This is a genomic window from Burkholderia sp. MBR-1, from assembly GCF_013822785.1.
GTDB classification, from domain to species: domain Bacteria; phylum Pseudomonadota; class Gammaproteobacteria; order Burkholderiales; family Burkholderiaceae; genus Burkholderia; species Burkholderia vietnamiensis.
Genome location: NZ_CP053612.1, coordinates 84,978 through 102,850, shown reverse-complemented (window position 1 = coordinate 102,850; position 17,873 = coordinate 84,978). Strand labels below are relative to the sequence as shown.

The window sequence follows — 17,873 nt, the reverse complement described above, 5'->3', positions numbered from 1 at the left end:
CGATAATGCAGAAATGAAAAATGCCCTTGTCCGGAGAACAAGGGCAACCAGGATGCGCCGTGAGGCGCCGGGGAGAGCTGCGCGTCAGCGCGGCCGTGCTCAGATCGTCGCCGTGAAAAGCCCGGTCAGGATCGTCGGGCCGTACGTTGCGGCGAGCGCCAGCGCGAGACCGAAGATGACGCCCACGGCCGAGCCGCGCACGAGACCCGAGGCCAGCGCGATCGCGAAGCCAGCGAGCGCGATGACCTGACCGAGCGAGCCGGTCAGCCAGCCCTGGATCATCGTTGCGACCGAGTTGAACGTCGTGTCGGTACCGGCGATCGCGGCGCCCGCGAACACCACCGAGAGGGCGACAGCTGCGCTGATGGCGAGCGCCTTGTTGCTCGGGCGCGAGAGGCGTGCCGACGGAACGGCTTGGGTGAGACGGAGGGTCAGTGCCTTCATAGAGATCTCCAGTGCGTCTGCAGGATCGGTTGAGTGAACGAACGACCCGGAACAAGTGGTGAGGGTCGAGGTGATTCTATGAACGGCATCCCAATTAGAAATTGTGAGAAATAACGTCATTAAAACCCGGGCTGTTTCAACGCACCCGTGCATGCTCGTTATTTTTAATTCCGAGTGACTCACCGATCGATTGACAGTTCTTGAATCAATAAATGAACGATAAATCATTTACCGCGTGATAAATCGATTCACATAAAAAACCCCGCACAAGGCGGGGAAAGAGCTTCTCAGGGTGGGCGCGTGTTGTTCGAGGATCAGATCGTGGCGGTGAAAAGGCCGGTGAGGATGGTCGGGCCGTACGTGGCCGCGAGCGCGAGGGCCAGGCCGAAGACGACACCGACGGCGGAACCGCGCACGAGGCCGGACGCGAGCGCGATTGCGAAGCCAGCGAGCGCGAGCACCTGACCGAGCGAGCCCGTGAGCCACCCTTGGATCATCGTCGCGACCGAGTTGAACGTGGTATCGGTGCCGGCGATCGCGGCGCCCGCGCAGAGCGCCACGAACACGATTACGACGACGAAGGCGAGCGTTTTGCCCGACGGGCGACCAATGCGTACCGACGGGGCGCCGTGAGCGAGAGCGAGTTTCAATGCGTTCATCGAGATCTCCGAATAGGACAGTCTGAAGGCGGGGTATCTCGACGAAATGGATGTTCACCGAGCGTGGCATTAATCCTAATTTCAGACCACCAATTAGAAATCGGGCGTTATTTCCTCGTTAGAAATCGCGGGTGTTTTCGTGACGGTGGGCGCGCTACCACTTTCCGCCCATCAATCCGATAGGACGACAGCCTCGTCCACGATCGATGGCTCTTGACCAAAGTGCAGTACGGGGGGGGAACGGGCCAAACACTGGCGGATCGGGACCGGGCGGCCTTCCGCGTTGTGCGGATGCTATACGCCACCCAGGCGCCGATCGCCGGCTGCGGACCTGAACGCTATTTCGCCGCGCTCGGCAGTCCGAGGGGAAGCGAGCTCTTCTCCGCGCCTTGGTTGTTCGCCGGTGCCTTGTTCGTGGTTGCAGGCTTCGTGTACGGTTGGATGATCGCTTGAGGCTTCGGAATCACGCCCGCCTCTGGCGTGATTCCGCCCCCGCCAGTGATCGTCGAGGTGCCGGCGTCAGAGTCGTTTCGATCAGCGTCGATCTGAACCGGGACGAGCGTCTTCGCACCGACACCGCTCACGAGATTGCCCTGGGCCCAACGACGCGGCGTCACTTCCGTAAAGAGCAGGCCCGGATAATGCAAATCACCATTCTGGTCGATCCAGCTATTGACCCAGATCCGCATCACGCGCGCAGGCTCAAGGATTGGCATCGGCTGTTGGATCGGCTGCGGCAACCGAACCGATGCGCCTTGCGCGAGTACTCCGGTCGGCTTGCCAACCGTGATCTCGGCGTTGCCTGTTTGCTTGCCGTCAGAGTCCATCGTCACGAGCGCATCGTGATGGTTGGTCAAGTCGTAGACTTCGCGCGGTGTCTTGCAGACGACGCCGTTGGGGATCCCGGGGCAGTCGAACTTCGAATTGCCGACGCTCCACAACGACCCGCAACCGCTGAGCACCAGTACCGGCAACAACGGAGCGATGCAACGCGCTACTGATTTACGTTTCATGGAGGACCTTACCTTTGCTGACTGTACTTCAGGCTGACGCCGTGGACGAGGATGATGGTGGGCGCGCGGCCCGCGTCGATTTCGACTACCGGAACCATTTCTTTGGCGATGTCCAGGTAGTAGTCGGCAACCTTGTCAAAGGCGTCACCGATGCCCTGCCCGACCGCGCCGCGAACAACCTTCCCTGTCGAGATGCCCTCGTTCTGTGTTGAGATCGTGACCCCGCCCGTTGACGACTGTCCGTTCAGGCCTGCGGCGAGTCCTTTGCCGAACGCACCGATGAATCCAGCGGTAAGCGTCCGCGCGATCACGGCACCTTCCTTTGATACGAGTCGCCCTCGCATGCCGAGCTTGCCATCCTCGCCCGTGATGTATCCGTCGAGCGCGGTCTCGATCACGCCTCCGTCATTGCGCACGCACGACAATCGCTCGGTTCGGAAGTAGGCACGCTCAGTCGCCATCGAGGCAAAGCCGCTCGTCAAGATGAAGCACTCGCGGATATCCGCGCGGTACATGTTCGGCAGGATCGCGTCCTTCTTCACTCGGATGAGTGTGGGGCTCGGCATCTTCTGCGAAGCCTGTCCAGTTGGCACATCAGCGCCGTTGATGAACACGCCGGTGATCATCGCGCCGGCCGTCAACCAGGTCTGACCGCCATCGTCGCCTTTGTCTCCGGCGCGGTCGGCTGACGAGGCGTTCGGATTCCCGTTGTTGACGCTGATCGGTGCGGCGGTGCCGCCCTTTCCGCCCTTCGTGCCCCCGCTCCCGCCTGCACCGGCTGCGGCACCACCGCTTGTCGACGTATCATCGTCACCCGCCGAAACGCGCAACCCTCCGCCACCATCCGCGCCGGATGCGTCCGGTACCGATGCGCCGCCCATCGGTAGCGCCGGGTAGCTGTAACCCGAATCCGGCAGCGGCGGGTTCAACCCACTTCCGGGCGCACCTGGCACCCCGACCATCCCGGGCGTACCCATGGGGTTTTGCCCGCGTTGCTTGGCTAGTGCTTCCGCGACCTTCGTCGAGACCGAGGTGTCGATGTTCTTCTGCAGGTTCGCGTCCGCGGTCTTGCCTTGCGCAACGTCGGCAATCTGTTGCGCGAGCGCCTGGTTGGCGTTCTTCTGGTCCTGTCCCATGGTGGCCATGCGCGTCAGCAGATCGTTCAATTGCCGCGACTGCGCAGTCACCGTCGCGTTGAGAGATTCGATGTCGATGTTCTTCTTGGGCGGAGCAATCACTTGCATATCCAGGCTCGTGTCTTGCGGCGCGGGCGGCTTGTGGGATGCTTTCGAGACCAGAAAGAACACGGCGCCAAGCCCGCTGCAAACCAGCATCAGAATGATGCGCTTGCGCTTGGTCGGCGACGCCAGACTCCACGTTCGGCGAACGTTGTCGATCATCTTCATTGCGACGCCCCTCCGGAATCGTCCGCGGTTGAGCTGTCAGCACGATCCGACACAATGAAAACGTCGGTATCCTGTCCGGGTGCAAGCTGGATTCGCGGGTAGAACGCGACCGCGCGCACGCCTTTGCTCCCGAATGCCTCCTCGGAGAGCGTCACTGCACTGCTGTTCTTGTTGACGAGGTGGTATCGGTAAATGTCGAAGTCCGTCCCGGAATAAAGACGCATTGGCTGGGCTTCGATTCCGTTCGAGATCGCGATGCCGACATTTAGCTGCTCGTCGCTGAAACCCCTCGGCACGATATTGCGGGCCACCGATCGAAGAAGGGTCCGCAGGTTGACGATGTACTGACTCTCACGGCCCGTCTCCTCTGCCGCTGGGGACGTATCCGCACCGAGCTTGCTCGTGCGCCCCTCGATTTCGAGAACGATGTTCTGAGGGGGAATGGGCTTGGGTACCAGCGTCAGCGAGCACATCCGCGAGCCTGGCCGCTTGTCGGTAATCCAGATCGCGATGGGCTTGTCGCGATTCAGGGTGATGAACACCGAATTGCCGTACGTGAGGTTGTCATCGTCGCCCTTCGAATCGATGATGCGAGGATCGCTAAACGGCGTGACGACCTGGTTCGGGTAGCCGCTGGCCATCTCGATGATTTCGTTCACGCCGTTCTCGCAGCGCACGACCGTGGGTTTTCCGCCCGATGCCGATCCCGGCGCACGGCCAAGCGACGGCAACGGGCTGTAAAGCGGTGTCGCGGCTGGAGATGGCATCCGCAGCGCCGCTAACGCGTCGCCGCCCTCCTGCCCGCGCGCGGGTGGCTCGAGTCGCCGCAGCTTGCTGCGCATCGGTTGCGCCGCAAGCGACCCTGCCGTTCGTCCCTCGCTCTGGGCGCTATGTCCAGGCTTAGCGGCACCTGATGGCTGCGGGAGCGTGCCCGGAACCGGACTGCCGCCGGCGCCCACGGGGCCCCCATCGAGCGTCCCTGTGGTCGTGACGATCGTGTTCCGTCCGGCTGACCGTGCTGTGGCGGGCGCAACGGCCGGTGTCGTGCTCGGCATGACCGACTGACCCGGGCCGGCTATCGTGATGGGTGGCACCGCTTGCGCGTTGTTGTTACCGATCTGCGCCCCAGCCGGAATAGGGGGCATCTGCGCAAATGCGGATCCTAAGACAGGCGCGGCGAGCGCCGTCGCGACGGCACGGGCGAGGTAACGGCGACTCACAGCTTCTCTCCTGATGTGGCAGCGGGTGGTGGGACAGCGGCCGTCGCGCCCGCTGTCGGGTGGGCACCGCTTGCGGGCTGCGCGACCGCGCTCGACGCCGCGGCTGCGCCACTTGTGCTTGGCGCCGATGCGGCTGCCGCTGCCGACGCGCCCGCGGCGTCGCGCGCGGACTCAGCCTCCTCAGCCTTGCGGGCAAGGTCCGCGTCCTGCGGAATGATCGAGTTCTGGCGCCTCTTCTTTTCGTTCTTCTCGAGCGCATCGACCTCCGCAGCGTGCGTCAGGCGCCACTTCAGCGTTCGCGGCATGCCGATATAGGAGGTGAACCCGGTAATCATCGGCAACCCGCGCCTGATCTGCATCACCATCTCGTAGGTCACGTCAAATTGTGCAAGCGGAATCGTGGTATTTCGGTACGCGGTAGTCGCCAGCGTTCCATGAACAAAAATCTTCTGCGTTCCAGGTTCCCAAATGAGGTCCTTCGGCGTGAAGACGTTGATCGTGCCGGTTCGTGTGTAACTCGGGTCGTCATTGATTGACATGATCTGGGTGCTGATCTGCGGCCAAATCGCCGGATCGAAGAAAGGCTCCAGCGCGTCACGAATGAAGGTCGACGTCCCCGGTGTGATCGATCCAAGCATCGAGGCGACGAACAGGCCCCAAGGCTTCATGTACCCCTCGTTTGCGGCGTTCCACGCGATCTCCGCCTTCTCAGTCAAATGCGGTGGCGTCAGGACGATCCGCTCGTGCATTTGCAGAATCTTCCCGATCGCCATCAGCAGGCCGACACCGAGGATCAAATTGAGAATCATCGACGAGCGCGCGAGCGACTCCATCGTGTCCCAATTCAACTTGAAACGTTTGAGGTTCATAATTTCGCTTCACATGAAAGTCTGCGGCTCGAGTGGCGGTCTATTTATTCGATGTACTCGCGGATCAGACCGTTCTTAAAGACACTGTTCAACGCCATCAGGCCCCACCAGAACATCATGTGAAGCAGGGAGCCGTCGAGGGAGTTCCGTTTGTGCTTGAGGTACAGCCACGTGATCCCTACACCGAGGATCAGCATCGGGCTGGTCATGTGGAGCAGCGATCCCGCAGCGAAGCAGAAAATGAATGGCGTGATCTCATCGACCTCAAACCACATAATCTGGGGAAAGGAATCAATCCACTGCGGGATCTCGACGCGCTTCATTGCAACTCCTCCGTGACTTCCGCGCGCCGATTCTGCGCGCGCCCTTTCGACGACCGGTTCGACGCGACCGGATTGGCCTTGCCGTGGCCGGACGTTTTGATCTTGTCACGGGGAATACCGCGAACCGCAAGATAGTCCGCGACTGCATCGGCGCGCCGGCTCGATAGCTGATCGTTGTAGCCCTCTCCGCCGACCGCGTCGGTGTGCCCATCGACGCGGACCGACTCGACGTCAACCGGGAGGCTGTTGAGCCGGCTCTTGTTCGCCGAGTCGAGCCGCGCTGAGTCGAAGCGGAAATTGACTGTCGCTGTCGCGGTCTCCCGAGATTGCTTCGGCAACGTGCGCTGCACGATACCTGCGATGTCGGGCTGCTCGACGACCCACCGAAATCCGGAGAATCGGTTGAGGGTGGGAGCGCCCTTCCAGATCCAGGTACGAGGCTCTTCGCTAATGAGCGCAACGTCCGACATGTTCGGGACATACATCTCCTCAAGGGATCCCCGCCGCGCCTCGTACTGAACAACCGACGGCGAGGGAGGCTGCGTCGTGCATGCCGCCAGCGCCATGACGCACATGGCAATTCGAGCTGACCGCATAAAACTGATTCGATGTTCGTCATGGCGCATTGCCTACTTCCCTCTGAAAATCGACGCTGCCCATTGTCGCAACCGCTTGCGAAATGCAGAAATGAAAGCTCCGATCAGAACCACGCGCCAGAAGAAACGCCACGCCTCGAACGCCGGTCGGGCTTTCGTTAGCAAGAGATCGAGTTGCTCCTTCGTCCATCCGTCGCTGTACGCGCCGCGGTCGTGCGCGTCGGATCCGTAATGAGCCGGCCACAAGTCGAGCGTGAGAACCGAAGCAAGTGCCGTCATCGCGGGATGGCGAATCTGGAAGCTACCGATCGCTTCGTGCGCGCTCCGATGCGACAGTGACGAACCGGAATGCGCTGGCGCCGCACCCTGAGCTAGTGCCGGTTCCACATGCACACTGATGGCCATGCATCCGATGAGCAACGCGGCGCCTACCGCTCGGCTTAATCGTTGTCGAAGGACCCGGGCGGACACCCTTTGCAGTGCGTTCACCGTGCGCTATTGCCGAAAGAGCTCGAGCCCGCCCCAGCCTTCAATGCGCTTGCCACTCGTCGCGGTGTGTGTAGCGAGCGCGTAGAAGGTGGGCGTGCCAGTGTCACCGAGGCTACTGAAGAGGGAGAGATTGGACGTCACCTTCTTGTAGTCGGGATCCTTCTGCGGGTCGACCGGTGCGGTGGGATTGAAAAGCAGATTGAGCCGCTCGAATCCGTCCGCATCACTGTGGAGCGCTGCGAGGACCTGTTGCGACGCCTCATCCGAAAACGCGAGCGGGATCCACCGAATCGTCGCGTTGGCGAGGAGCGAGCCGGGCGTCTTTTGCGCGGTGCTCAGTGCCGGCCACGCACGGCGACACCAGATGCAGTTCGGCTCGACGAACGCATAGATCAACGGGCCCCGCCCGGTGCCGCTCACGGTCTCGATGTAGGTCGCGCCTTTCAGGCGTGCCAGTGCGTCGCCCGAGATCTTGTCCGGCGCCCCCGACGCAGCAGCGGGCGGTGTCAGTTTTCCCGCGGGCACGTTAAATTCGGCCTGCACGAGATCTGCGCCGAGAAGCGTGTTCTTGACGAGATCAAAACCAAGGCCGTACACAACCATTGTTCCGCGCGGATCGACATACATCATGATCGGCTTGCCCTTTCCCTTCGCGATCACACCAATCATCCCGTTGGGCGTCGGGAAAGTTTTGACGTCCGTCATCCCCTTGGTGAGCCGAGCAATGAGCGGACTCAGCGGCTGAGCGGGTGCGCTGGGGGATGATGTGTCACCGGAGAGCACGCCCGGCGCGGGGGTGGCATGGCTTGTCGAGGTATCGGCCGCTCGCGCGATTCCCGCGAACGAACCCAGAACGAGCGCCGCGGCGCCCAGAGTAAGTGCCTTCATTAAAGAGCTCCTGTCGTTACCTTTTTACGAGACGCTGCTCGATCTGGCGCGACACGAGGCCGCCCATCAAGCGTGCGAGAAGGGCGTAATCGCCATTGGTGAAGTTCGCGTTCGTTTGGTATTGCCCACCGATTCCGAAGCTTGGCGTCACTTCGACCGAATAGCGCCCGGCGAGCTGGAGCGCTCGGTCGATGCGGCTTCGCATCTCTACTGTCTTTAGGTACTTCGTGATGTCGTCGCCGGACAGACGCATCTCGCGCAGAATGGCTGCATAGTCGTCAGATCGTGCGCGCCCCTGCTGCGCTCGCGTGTACGCTGCAGCCTTGAATTCAAGCAGACGGCTCGGGGCAAGGGCCTTGACGGTGTAGAACGCCAAGGCGGCCGCCCGGCTATCAGGCGTGTCCTCGATAATCGGGACGTCCACGAAGCGGTAGGACTTAGGAAGGGTCGCCCCCCAGCCGGTCAATGCGCGCCAGTTTGCCTGACAGTACGGGCAAGTGAACATGAAAAACATGAAGACCTTGCCGTAGTCTTCCTTGTAGTCCCCTATCACGAGATAGGGCGTCAGGTTGCGTTCGATGTCCGACGCGATTGCGCCGGGCGCACCAGCCGAAGAATTCTGCGCGCGCGCTGTTCCAACGCTACGCGCGACCATCAGGACACCACCTGCGGCGGCTAGAAAAGTTCGTCGAGTGAGCTTCATTCTGCCGTTACCTGCATAGCGCGACGGAAGCTCAGAAGCCTCCGTGAGGATAGGTCGAAAGCTGCGTGAGGGAGCGCCCGGTACTGTGGTTGCTCGCGGGCAAGCCGCGATACTTCATCGAGATCGCGCGCAATGATTGCGCGCTTCACTTCAGTCGATCGGACGAGCATTTCGATGATGGGTACTCTGCCCTTCTCACCACCTGGTCGGCATTTCGGACAGCCGTCTGGATTCGGCACAAAGAAGGGCCCCTTCCTGTCGTAGCGACTGCGCGCGAGATGTTCGAGGTCGTCATCGTTTAGGCGATATTCCTGGCAGCAGTGCGGGCACATCCTCGCCTCGAGACGCTGTGCGATGATGGCGATCATCGATGCGCCAACGGAGTACGGTTCCAGCCCGAAGTCCAGCATGCGGCTGATGCCAATCACGCTGGTGCTGGCGTGCAGCGTTGACAACATCAGGTGTCCTGTCATCCCGGCCTTGAGCGCTGTTTCGGCGGTCTCAGCATCGCGAATTTCGCCCACCAAACCGACGTCGATATCCTGACGCAGTAGTGCACGCAGCGCCATGGTGAAAGTGCGGCTCGGATTCACATTGATCTGCGACGCCCGAGGCAGCGCGTACTCGACTGGATCCTCGACGGTTGCAATGTGGATATCGGGCGTATTGAGTTCGTTCAGGCAGGCGTAGAGCGTCGAGGTCTTGCCCGAACCGGTTGGCCCGACGACAAGGATGACCCCCTCCTTGAAACGAAGCGCCTTAGCCAGCGCAACCCGAACCTCCTGTGACATTTCAATTTCGTCGATACGGCGCGCGGCGTTTGCCTGATCGAGTAGTCGACATACGATCGTCTGGCCGTTGCTTTGCGGCGTGACGTTCACACGTGCTTCGAGGAATCGATCACCCAGGTCGAACCAGAACTTGCCGTCAAGGGGGGTGTCGCGATCCGTTGCGGGCAACTGAGCACGTGCTCGTATCTTGAGATCGATCGTTAGCGATGCGGAGCGCTCGACGTAGTACTTGTCGACCAGATTCTCCCCAACTCGATAGCGCACCGTCGTATAAGCCGGATCGTCTCTGAAGTGGACGTCTGAGGCGCCAAGATCGGCCGCCTCGACAAACACGTGGTTCAAGAATGCAACGACTTCCTCGTCACCACGATCCGTATGCGTGAACTGCCGCGCGGACCGAAGCGTTCGAGGGTCTGGGGCGTTTGTCGGGTCCGAGACGAGAAGGCCGAAGCTGAGCGTGTCCATCACAATGAATTCGGGTTGGACGCATTCGGGAATGCACTGAACGACGCGGCGCCGGACGCCGGGCCACTCGCTTCCGGTACGGATGCCCCTGAAGCGGGGGTTGCGCCAGGTGCAGGGGCGCCGCCAGTACCGGGGGGCGGATAATCGTGCGGATGGTCGGCCTTGCCGGCGAGATCGGAGAAATGGTCAAGATCCGCGCGCCCGGCGCCAGCCCACCACCACATTTGTCCGCACTTTTCCTTCGCGTCGTTCCGCGCGCCATAGATCAGGTCTCCCAGATCCGCGGAGAACGGACGCACGACGCCGCCGATCACCTCGGTTGTTCGGCTACAGCCGCCTGCGAATTGCTCGATGCGGTCGGCCTTTTCCGGCACGAAGTAGCACCAACCCCAATAGCCTGCGACGGCCAGAAACAAAATCACGAAAAATCGGCTCACTGGACAGCCCCCTCACTCACACGCAACGTATTGGCTCCGCCGGCGTTTTGAGTTGGCACGACGTGTGTCGCCGTGCTGCGCCCCAGCCACTGCCGATAGGCGGCCGACACCTTCGAGATGTATTTCATGCGGGAGTCGACACAGGCTTGCCCCTTCAGCTTTGAGCAGGCGGTGTTGTAAGCACCGACGGCCTCCCAGGTCGGGCCGAAGCGGCGAATCTTTTCTTCAAGCACCCATCCGCCGACATGGACGTTTAGACACCAGTCGTTGCGTAGCGCCTCGCGCGTGATTCCGTATTGCGCGAGGAACGGAAGCAGCGATGAGTTGATCTGCATGCATCCAATATCGTCGGTTCCGTTCGTGTTTCGATGTGTGAGGTTCTTGCAGCCTGACGACTCAACCTGTGCGATCGCGTAGTAGAGCCCGGGGTCGCGCCCGTACTTGCGAGCAACGTGCTCGATGCATTGCGCGAGCGCGCCACCTTCCACGGTTACCGCGGGCGGAATCTGGGCGCAAGCGCCGGCGGCGGCGCCAAGAAAGCCAAACACACAGGCGACCTTGAATGCGTTCATCCCGAGTTCAAAACCATTAGTGATACGAGTGACCGCCCGTGATAATCGATTCCCTGCAATCAGGCCGTCGTCCCGCGTTTGTTGATCCAACGTGCGAGGCAGTGTGCAGCAGATTGTCGAAATGCAGAAATGACGCTGGAACCGAGGCGAAAAGTTAAGCGCGGTTCCGTGCTCACTGAACAGGATGCGATTTCTTTATCGACAGGTCTTCTGATGAGACACGACGTAGTCCGCGAGAACTTCTGGCCGATCGTCTGCTCGACGGCGGTCGCCATTCCCGAAGCATGTGCGAGGCGAGATATCGAGGCGATCGGCAAGTGGCTAGAGAGCCGGCCGGCAACTGAGAACACCTTTGCGAGTTACCGGGCACATATCCAGCGATTCGTCTTCTGGCTTTACGTGGTGCGCGGCAAGCACCTGTCGAATCTCACGGACGTAGACCTCCAAGAATATGTAGCCTTCCTGCAAGCGATCCCTGACGCGCTGATCGGCGAGCAGGCAGATTTCACGCGGACGGATTGGACCCCCTTTCGCTGTCAGCCGCGGCCGAGTTCAGTCAAACAGGCCATGTCGGTGATCAACGGGTTCCTGCGGTTTTCAAACGGAAACCGACGGATCTTTGACGCTATTGCCGTATCGCCCGTGGAGTTCTTCAAGAAGGCGAACACGTTGGATTTCACCGAGTCCATCGAGCGCGTCGGACGCGATCCCGCCGCTGTCGCTGCGTTCGATCGCCTGCGCGCGAGCGACCGAACGTTAGATGCGTGGATCTCTTCGCTTTTCCTTTACGCACCGGTTGAGCCTCTCGAGCTGCGCTTCGGCCGGGTCTGTGATTTCCATGAGTCACCGAATGGCTCGCAGTTGCGCGTGTTTTCAGTGGACCGGAGCCGGCGCGACAGATTGCAGCGGCTCCATCCGAGCTGCGAAGGGACTTTCAGGAGACACATGCATGGGATCCGGTGTTTTCCGTCTGCCCAAGAACACATGTTCACACCGCTGCTTGCTGACAAGGCAGGCAACGCGGACCCGCCGTCCCGCTCGAAGATGAACGGCACGCTCAAGCACGGAGTTTTCGCACTGGCTACCGAGGCCGATGCGCTGGATAGCGAAGTCGGAAGTGAGATTCGAAAGCTATGTATGCATTGGCTCGCAAACTGACCGCGGCCGCGGTCTCACTCTCGTCTCTCTCGTTCGCGACCCACGCACTGGGTGACGGGAGGGATTTCGCCTACTACGAACGCAAGGATCAGGGCTGGTTCTTCTACAACGATCCGAAGCCCCCAAGGCCCGAGCCAATTGCGGAGGAGCCGCCGCCTCCACCTCCGCCTCCCCCCCCATCAGCTGAAGCGAAGCCGGCGCCATTCTCGGTTGAATGGCTGCGCAAAAAGATGCCGATCATGCTCGATGCAGCTATCAATGACCCGTCGGTCGACAACGTGTCCGCCTATATGTACGCGCAACGGATGATGCTCGATATGACGGATGGTTTTGCGTCGCAGGGCCAGAAGGTTGTCCAGTCGGATCCCTACCTGAACGAGGAGTATCGGATGCCGGCGGCGACGTTTGCTAAGCGGAGCTCCTTGTTCGCGGTGGCGAAAGCGAAAAGAGAGGTGCTGGCCGACCTCACGCAACGCGCCGGCCTCTGGTTCTTCTTCGACAGCAAGTGCGCCTTTTGCTCGGCACAGTTCGAGACATTGCAGCGTGTCGCGAGGAGCACTGGTTTCGTCGTCAAGAACATCTCGCTGGATGGGCGCCCGCTACCCGGTATGAACGCGTTTGTGACAGACGCCGGTCGGAAGGTTTTCGCGCGGATGAACTTGGCGGTCACGCCGGCGGTGGTGCTGGTCCACCCGCCCGACAAGTTCCTGGTCGTCGCGCACGGTGCCATGGCGGAGGACGCACTGCTGGACAAGATCGTTCTCGCAGCTGCCGATCAGCAGCTCGTGCCCAAGGAATTGACCGACGTAGTGCAGCTGGAAAAACGCGGCATTCTCACGCCCCAGGACATGGCTGCCATCCGTCGGGACGACACGGATTCCGACGATCCCAAGGTGCTGGTGAAGCTGATGCAAAGAGCCATTCAGGGCCGATTGCAGTAAAAGCGAGGTAACGACGATGAAGGTGAAAATTGGCGCGCGCGTCAGGAAATTGACGGCCGCACTGGCGATCGTGGTCTTTTCTACGCCGTACGTGGCATCGATCGCGTACGCGGGCGTATCGACGCAAATGGACGTCATGTGGAATACGACCGCTGCACGGACCTATGGCAACGATATGGGCATCGGTGCGTTCGGTGGCAACTTTACGCTTCGGTCTCCGATCAATACCTTTACCGTGATGTCGTTCGACCCGCCCCACTTCGACGCTGGGTGCGGTGGCATCGACATGTTTCTTGGCTCCTTTTCGTTCATGAACGGGGAGCAGTTCAAGGCTATGGTGCGAATGATTATCCAGAACGCAGCGGGCTATCTGGTTCATCTCGCAATCTCGGCGATTTGCAACCCTTGCGAATCGATCATGGCGAAACTCGAGAAGATAATGCAGGAGCTGAACTCCGCGCAGATGAACACCTGCCGAATCAGCAAGATGATGGTCAGCACCGCGCTTCAGTCGCCCGGCCTCAACGGCTTGATCCCGCTGCTCGGGACGGCCAAGGACGAGGTGAACCAGAACGCATTGACTGCACAGGGTGGCTTTAGCGATTTCATGACGGCGATTTCCACCGGATTCTCGAGCGGAAATACATCAACTAACGCGTCCCAGCAGGATTCGACGACCGACTATGCAAACGTGGTCGTGAACGCGGTGATGACGAAAAACACGCTGTCGACTTTCTCCAGTCCCGGGATATTCGGAGGGAACCTGGGGCTAACGGAGTTGCTGGTGAGCATCTTCGGGACGAACGTCATCCAGACGACGACGTCTGCTGATGCGTCCGGTTCCCCCGGCCAAGATCAGAGTCTGCCGGCCCAGACGTTCGATCCGGTCCTGACCTTCGACGATCTGGTATCGGGTCCCGGCAACACGAGCAAGCTGATGTACAACTGTACCGATTGGTCCGACGGAGACCCGAAAACCTGCCAGCACATCAAGAAGGATCTTGAATTCTCTGGCCTCGGTTTCCCCGGGACCACTCGCTACGTCGTTCAGCAGCTCGCGGGGGATCAGGGAAGTGCACCGCAGTTGGCGGCCGACGTTAACGCCGATCAGATGATCAACGTGATCCAGCCGGGCAGCATCATTTTCAACATCCAGAACGGTCAGCCGCTCAACCCGACACAGGCAGCGTTCCTGCACGCGCTGCCGGCAAACTATTCGATCATGCTGCTCGACGCCTACCAGGCGGGCTCCGATACGTCACTGTACAACCGGATCGCACAAGCGGCCGCCGAGGATCTGGCAGTGTCCCTGGGCAAAGGCCTTCTGACGATTCTCGATACGGCATTCGTGCCCGGTTCGACTCAGCCGAGTAATGGCGCAAAAGTCATTTCGTCTATGCCGGATTCCGTCAAGAAAGCACGCGAGACGTTCCACATCGCGTTGTCGAGGTACGCCGGTGAGACCTCGAACAAGCGGCTCGAGCGCGTTCGGGGGATCCTCGACGCGATCAAGGTTCAGCAGTCACTCATGCCACGCGTTGCCGTCTCGAACAAGTGAGGTTCGACATGATACGTATTCGACGATTAATTCGCGACGGTGCGCGATACATTGCGGGGCTGGGTGCGCTTGCAGTTCCGATGATCGCTTTCGCCGACCCGCTCGGCAACATCGGGACGGTGCCCTCATCGTCTGACTTCCCGACGATGTGGACTGCGGGCGACCCTGCGCCGATTGCCGCCGCACTCAATGCGATCGCGATGCTCTTCGGTCATGGCGACGTCGCAGGTTCGTTCATCGCTGGCGGGATGTCTGCCCTTTCCCTCGTCGGCCTGGTCGGCGTATTGCTGCACTCGATCTTCAAGATGCGCCTGATGATCGGCGAGTACGTCCTGATGATGATCATCGCGATACTGATGTTTTACCCGACCACGTCGGTGCGCGTCGTGTCGTACTTCAATGCCAACGGGGCGGCCGGCTCGCCACCGCTGTACGTTGACAACGTACCGATTGGCGTCGCGTACGCATTGGGCATCGCGGGCATGATCAACTATCGCGTGACAAGCGGCATCGAGACGGCGTTTAGCACCGCGTCTTCCGACAACAACTTCATGTCGTTGGGCACGGATGGATTCGCGAAGCCTCTCAAGATCATGCTGGCTATGCGCACGATGTACGACTGCAACGTCCACCAGTCGACCTGCACGAACCTCTTGAACTTCATGCATTACTGCAAGACCGGGGGCGCGAATCAGTCTTCGGTGCTGGATATGACGCAGCTCGACAAGCCGGCTCCGGGCGCGGGCATTGCCGGCCTACTGCTCTCCCAGCCGCTTAACTATACGGTCTACATTGATCAGTCAGTGCCTTCCGCGTCGCCTGCGCTCGTGCCCTGCCAGACCGCCGCAAATGGGCTCGTCAATTCAATGCAACAGTACGTCCAGAACAAGCCGGTGTTCGAGATGCTCAGCCCCGGCGGGGTAACGATGGGGCAAGATCTGGCGACGGTCACTGCAATGGTCGATTCGACCGTGGACACGCCGGGCACCACCTACACCGGGCCGGACGCAGCGTATCAAACCCAAGCGCAGTACTACCAGAACCTGGCGGCCCAGATCGGTGGTGACGCGAACACCTTCATGATGAACCAGGTCTTCTCACCGGCGGCGCTCGCCGCTATCCGTGCGGATGCAAATCCCAATGCCGCGGCTGCGTTCCAGCAGATCATGGGGGAGGCTTACGAGCGAGCACGCATCAGTATGGCGGCGAGCGGCTCGATGTTCGTCAACTTCATGACGAGCGCGATGAACCTCATGACGTTCCTCTTCGCGGCGCTTGCACCAATCGTGGCAATCATCGCGATCGGAGCGGGTCTGGCGGCGGTCCGGATCTACGTGATGTACTTTCTTTTCGGCCTGTGGACGCAGACGTGGATGCCGATCGCTGCGATCATCAGCTACTACACGCAGGTGTCGTTTAATTCGATGATCCGGGGTTCTCGAGTGAGCGGAATGATGTTCGCCCCGAGCCAGATCGATCACCTTTACGACAACGTCGCGAACATGTTGGCGTCATCGGGATCGATGATGGCGTCCGCCCCGCTTATCTCCTTCTCGGTTCTGACCGGCTCGATCTTCGCGATGACCAGCCTCGCCAACCGTTCGTCCGGGAATGGCGAGCAATACGTTGACAGCGGAAGGCTGGCACCGACGGTCGATCGAGCATCCAACGCCGGCGCGATCGAGAGCGCGTATGCAAACAATACCGGGACCGCATGGAGTGGGTTCTCCTCATGGTCTCGCGGATCAGGTGGTGGGTTAGCAACTACCTCGGCGGGCATGGGCGTGGGCGGCTTGCTTGGGGGCGCTGCGCCAGTGGCGATGACAGGAGCGGATGTAGGCGCAATGGCAAGCGTCTCGACTAGTACTTCATTGGGTCAGGGTGTGGCGGAACGCGCGTCGGCGCAAGCGTCGTATCAACGTTCATTGGGATCCGCTATGGAGCGGATTGGGCAGTACGCGCAGCAGTATGGTGTGGGAGCGGCGTCACAACTTACGACCTCGTTGATGAGCAAATGGGACGTCGGCAACGATGTGAAGAGCTCGGTCGGCGCGCGCGTCGAGGACACGCTCAGGAACTCATCGAACATGCAGAATCAGACGACGACGAGCGAGAGCGCTAGTGGGAAGCTGGGGCTGGGCCGGATCTTTGGAGGTGGTGGCAATGGAGGAAGTGCCTCACGCGGCGGCGGCGACATAGGCGCTGGCGTAGGGGCTGACGTGTCCCAGAGCATGAATAAATCGACGACTGTCGGAGGCGGGACCTCCGAGGTAAAAGGGTATGACGTATCGGGACACGCCAGCGATGGTCAGGGCGGCCAACAAGTTAGGCAGGGGAGTACTTCGAGCGAGGCGAGGCGGCAAGAAAGCGCGTCGGAGACGGCACGAGCGTTTGAGCAAATGGCGGAGGCATATCAACGTGTCCAGGCTTCGGAACGCTCGCTTCAGGCCTCGAGCAATGTCGCCGCTCAGGCTCAGGTCTCCCTTGGGGTACTCGCTCAAAGGGGTCAGCAATCGACCCAAGACGTGCAACAGTCCGCTCTGAGCGCCGCGCGGTCGGACGCAGGCCGAATCGCCGGCATTGCTACCGGCCACGATTCCACGAGGTCCTCTGCTTTGCTGGAAAAGGCATTCCGCGGAGTCGATACCCAAGGCTTTACGCCATACAACATGGGACGGATGATGCGTAATGCCTCTGAACTGGTGCAATCGAACGATACCGGAGAACAGGCGGTTGGGTATGCAATGGCTGGCGCGGTTGCGCGATCGATCCAGTATCCGGGCGGAGGCAAGGCCATTAGCCAAAACGCTCAGTACCTGGCTAGTGCGTCGCAGGAACTCGAGGCCGTGCGGTCGTCGATGACACCCGGGCTGTCGGGCAGGGAGTCGGCGAATACGCGCGGTCTTGAGAAAACCGTTCCTGCCGCTGTGGCGGACGGTGCAAAAAATCTTGGGGTTAAAGCGGGTGATTATGCTCCGATCGCGCGGCATTTGACGGAAGGTTCGGTTGGGGCTCGCGCGGCGGGAGTTGGCGGCAAAGTGGACTCGGTTGGTGCCGGTTTTGCGGCTGGCTCGGCAAGCGAGAAGACTCGGCAGACCGCCATCCAGCACGATGGAATGGTGGAGCAGATCCACGCACGTGAGAAGGCCGTACACGGAGAGGATTCGCAGCTGCCGTCGTTTACTAAGGCGCCTGCGGCAAGCGATGTCAGAAAGAGCGTCGAAGATTTTTCGGCGAAAAACGTCGATGGACAAAGCATCGGTGGCGGGGGCTAAAGGCTGCGCGGATTCGCAGGGTCGGGGGAACCGGAGGACACAACAGCCCGGGGCGTGGATTGGCGC

18 protein-coding genes are annotated in these 17,873 nt (G+C 60.7%); 4 read left to right on the top strand and 14 right to left on the bottom strand.

Features of this window, described 5'->3' with window-relative positions; all coding sequences use genetic code 11:
- Window positions 1-99: 99 nt before the first annotated feature.
- From traA (MBR110_RS30185) to MBR110_RS30120, 14 genes are all read right to left on the bottom strand, one after another.
- Window positions 100-444, bottom strand: coding sequence for a TraA family conjugative transfer protein (gene traA, locus MBR110_RS30185; protein ID WP_258570042.1), 345 nt, complete (start codon window positions 442-444; stop codon window positions 100-102).
- Between the two features lie 314 nt (window positions 445-758).
- The gene (gene traA, locus MBR110_RS30180) at window positions 759-1,103 is read right to left on the bottom strand and encodes a TraA family conjugative transfer protein (protein WP_258570041.1); all 345 of its coding nucleotides are present in this window, start codon (window positions 1,101-1,103) and stop codon (window positions 759-761) included.
- 338 nt (window positions 1,104-1,441) lie between these two features.
- A complete protein-coding gene (locus tag MBR110_RS30175) occupies window positions 1,442-2,116 on the bottom strand; it encodes a TraV family lipoprotein (RefSeq protein ID WP_181709992.1) in 675 nt (224 codons plus the stop codon).
- Window positions 2,117-2,124: 8 nt separating this feature from the next.
- Window positions 2,125-3,522 carry a TrbI/VirB10 family protein gene (locus MBR110_RS30170; RefSeq protein ID WP_181709991.1) on the bottom strand — a complete coding sequence of 466 codons (1,398 nt, stop codon included), beginning with the start codon at window positions 3,520-3,522 and terminating at the stop codon, window positions 2,125-2,127.
- Window positions 3,519-4,364 (bottom strand): TraK domain-containing protein, encoded by an 846-nt coding sequence (locus tag MBR110_RS30165; protein WP_181709990.1) that lies wholly within the window; start codon window positions 4,362-4,364, stop codon window positions 3,519-3,521. Before MBR110_RS30165 ends, MBR110_RS30170 begins: the two co-directional genes overlap by 4 nt.
- Window positions 4,365-4,738: 374 nt before the next feature.
- Window positions 4,739-5,611, bottom strand: a complete 873-nt coding sequence (locus MBR110_RS30160; protein ID WP_181709989.1) for a TraE/TraK family type IV conjugative transfer system protein — start codon at window positions 5,609-5,611, stop codon at window positions 4,739-4,741.
- A 44-nt stretch (window positions 5,612-5,655) separates the two neighbouring features.
- Window positions 5,656-5,934, bottom strand: a complete 279-nt coding sequence (traL, locus tag MBR110_RS30155) for a type IV conjugative transfer system protein TraL (RefSeq protein ID WP_181709988.1) — start codon at window positions 5,932-5,934, stop codon at window positions 5,656-5,658.
- Entirely contained in the window at window positions 5,931-6,560 is a 630-nt protein-coding gene (locus MBR110_RS30150; protein ID WP_181709987.1) for an OmpA family protein, read from the bottom strand. Before MBR110_RS30150 ends, traL begins: the two co-directional genes overlap by 4 nt.
- Window positions 6,561-6,563: 3 nt before the next feature.
- Window positions 6,564-6,935 carry a hypothetical protein gene (locus tag MBR110_RS30145; protein ID WP_181709986.1) on the bottom strand — a complete coding sequence of 124 codons (372 nt, stop codon included), beginning with the start codon at window positions 6,933-6,935 and terminating at the stop codon, window positions 6,564-6,566.
- Between the two features lie 90 nt (window positions 6,936-7,025).
- Window positions 7,026-7,907 (bottom strand): disulfide bond formation protein DsbG, encoded by an 882-nt coding sequence (locus MBR110_RS30140; RefSeq protein WP_181709985.1) that lies wholly within the window; start codon window positions 7,905-7,907, stop codon window positions 7,026-7,028.
- A 16-nt stretch (window positions 7,908-7,923) separates the two neighbouring features.
- Window positions 7,924-8,610: a thioredoxin domain-containing protein gene (locus MBR110_RS30135; RefSeq protein ID WP_181709984.1), complete on the bottom strand. Its 687-nt coding sequence runs from the start codon at window positions 8,608-8,610 to the stop codon at window positions 7,924-7,926.
- On the bottom strand, window positions 8,607-9,866 hold the full coding sequence (locus MBR110_RS30130; protein ID WP_181709983.1) for a GspE/PulE family protein: 1,260 nt from the start codon (window positions 9,864-9,866) through the stop codon (window positions 8,607-8,609). The genes MBR110_RS30135 and MBR110_RS30130 overlap by 4 nt, the downstream gene beginning before the upstream one ends.
- Window positions 9,866-10,288, bottom strand: coding sequence for a hypothetical protein (locus MBR110_RS30125; protein ID WP_181709982.1), 423 nt, complete (start codon window positions 10,286-10,288; stop codon window positions 9,866-9,868). The genes MBR110_RS30130 and MBR110_RS30125 overlap by 1 nt, the downstream gene beginning before the upstream one ends.
- An 11-nt stretch (window positions 10,289-10,299) precedes the next feature.
- Window positions 10,300-10,875 (bottom strand): lytic transglycosylase domain-containing protein, encoded by a 576-nt coding sequence (locus MBR110_RS30120; RefSeq protein WP_181709981.1) that lies wholly within the window; start codon window positions 10,873-10,875, stop codon window positions 10,300-10,302.
- Between the two features lie 129 nt (window positions 10,876-11,004).
- Between MBR110_RS30120 and MBR110_RS30115 the strand changes: the two genes are divergently transcribed.
- From MBR110_RS30115 to MBR110_RS30100, 4 genes are read left to right on the top strand one after another with little or no spacing between them, the layout of a single operon-like run.
- Entirely contained in the window at window positions 11,005-12,033 is a 1,029-nt protein-coding gene (locus MBR110_RS30115; RefSeq protein WP_181709980.1) for a hypothetical protein, read from the top strand.
- Window positions 12,009-12,974: a conjugal transfer protein TraF gene (gene traF, locus MBR110_RS30110; protein ID WP_181709979.1), complete on the top strand. Its 966-nt coding sequence runs from the start codon at window positions 12,009-12,011 to the stop codon at window positions 12,972-12,974. The genes MBR110_RS30115 and traF overlap by 25 nt, the downstream gene beginning before the upstream one ends.
- A gap of 16 nt (window positions 12,975-12,990) precedes the next feature.
- Window positions 12,991-14,532: a conjugal transfer protein TraH gene (locus MBR110_RS30105; RefSeq protein ID WP_181709978.1), complete on the top strand. Its 1,542-nt coding sequence runs from the start codon at window positions 12,991-12,993 to the stop codon at window positions 14,530-14,532.
- An 8-nt stretch (window positions 14,533-14,540) separates the two neighbouring features.
- The gene (locus tag MBR110_RS30100) at window positions 14,541-17,807 is read left to right on the top strand and encodes a conjugal transfer protein TraG N-terminal domain-containing protein (RefSeq protein WP_181709977.1); all 3,267 of its coding nucleotides are present in this window, start codon (window positions 14,541-14,543) and stop codon (window positions 17,805-17,807) included.
- Window positions 17,808-17,873: the final 66 nt, after the last annotated feature.

Excerpts from the sequence above, each read along its gene's own strand:
- MBR110_RS30160 (WP_181709989.1), bottom strand. The coding sequence starts at position 5,611 with ATGAACCTCAAACGTTTCAAGTTGAATTGGGACACGATGGAGTCGCTC.
- MBR110_RS30140 (WP_181709985.1), bottom strand. The coding sequence starts at position 7,907 with ATGAAGGCACTTACTCTGGGCGCCGCGGCGCTCGTTCTGGGTTCGTTC.
- MBR110_RS30135 (WP_181709984.1), bottom strand. The coding sequence starts at position 8,610 with ATGAAGCTCACTCGACGAACTTTTCTAGCCGCCGCAGGTGGTGTCCTG.
- MBR110_RS30170 (WP_181709991.1), bottom strand. The coding sequence starts at position 3,522 with ATGAAGATGATCGACAACGTTCGCCGAACGTGGAGTCTGGCGTCGCCG.
- MBR110_RS30130 (WP_181709983.1), bottom strand. The coding sequence starts at position 9,866 with ATGGACACGCTCAGCTTCGGCCTTCTCGTCTCGGACCCGACAAACGCC.
- MBR110_RS30115 (WP_181709980.1), top strand. The coding sequence starts at position 11,005 with ATGACGCTGGAACCGAGGCGAAAAGTTAAGCGCGGTTCCGTGCTCACT.
- traA (WP_258570041.1), bottom strand. The coding sequence starts at position 1,103 with ATGAACGCATTGAAACTCGCTCTCGCTCACGGCGCCCCGTCGGTACGC.
- MBR110_RS30145 (WP_181709986.1), bottom strand. The coding sequence starts at position 6,935 with ATGGCCATCAGTGTGCATGTGGAACCGGCACTAGCTCAGGGTGCGGCG.
- MBR110_RS30120 (WP_181709981.1), bottom strand. The coding sequence starts at position 10,875 with ATGAACGCATTCAAGGTCGCCTGTGTGTTTGGCTTTCTTGGCGCCGCC.
- MBR110_RS30165 (WP_181709990.1), bottom strand. The coding sequence starts at position 4,364 with ATGCGCAGCAAGCTGCGGCGACTCGAGCCACCCGCGCGCGGGCAGGAG.
- traL (WP_181709988.1), bottom strand. The coding sequence starts at position 5,934 with ATGAAGCGCGTCGAGATCCCGCAGTGGATTGATTCCTTTCCCCAGATT.
- MBR110_RS30105 (WP_181709978.1), top strand. The coding sequence starts at position 12,991 with ATGAAGGTGAAAATTGGCGCGCGCGTCAGGAAATTGACGGCCGCACTG.
- MBR110_RS30175 (WP_181709992.1), bottom strand. The coding sequence starts at position 2,116 with ATGAAACGTAAATCAGTAGCGCGTTGCATCGCTCCGTTGTTGCCGGTA.
- MBR110_RS30150 (WP_181709987.1), bottom strand. The coding sequence starts at position 6,560 with ATGCGCCATGACGAACATCGAATCAGTTTTATGCGGTCAGCTCGAATT.
- traF (WP_181709979.1), top strand. The coding sequence starts at position 12,009 with ATGTATGCATTGGCTCGCAAACTGACCGCGGCCGCGGTCTCACTCTCG.
- MBR110_RS30100 (WP_181709977.1), top strand. The coding sequence starts at position 14,541 with ATGATACGTATTCGACGATTAATTCGCGACGGTGCGCGATACATTGCG.
- traA (WP_258570042.1), bottom strand. The coding sequence starts at position 444 with ATGAAGGCACTGACCCTCCGTCTCACCCAAGCCGTTCCGTCGGCACGC.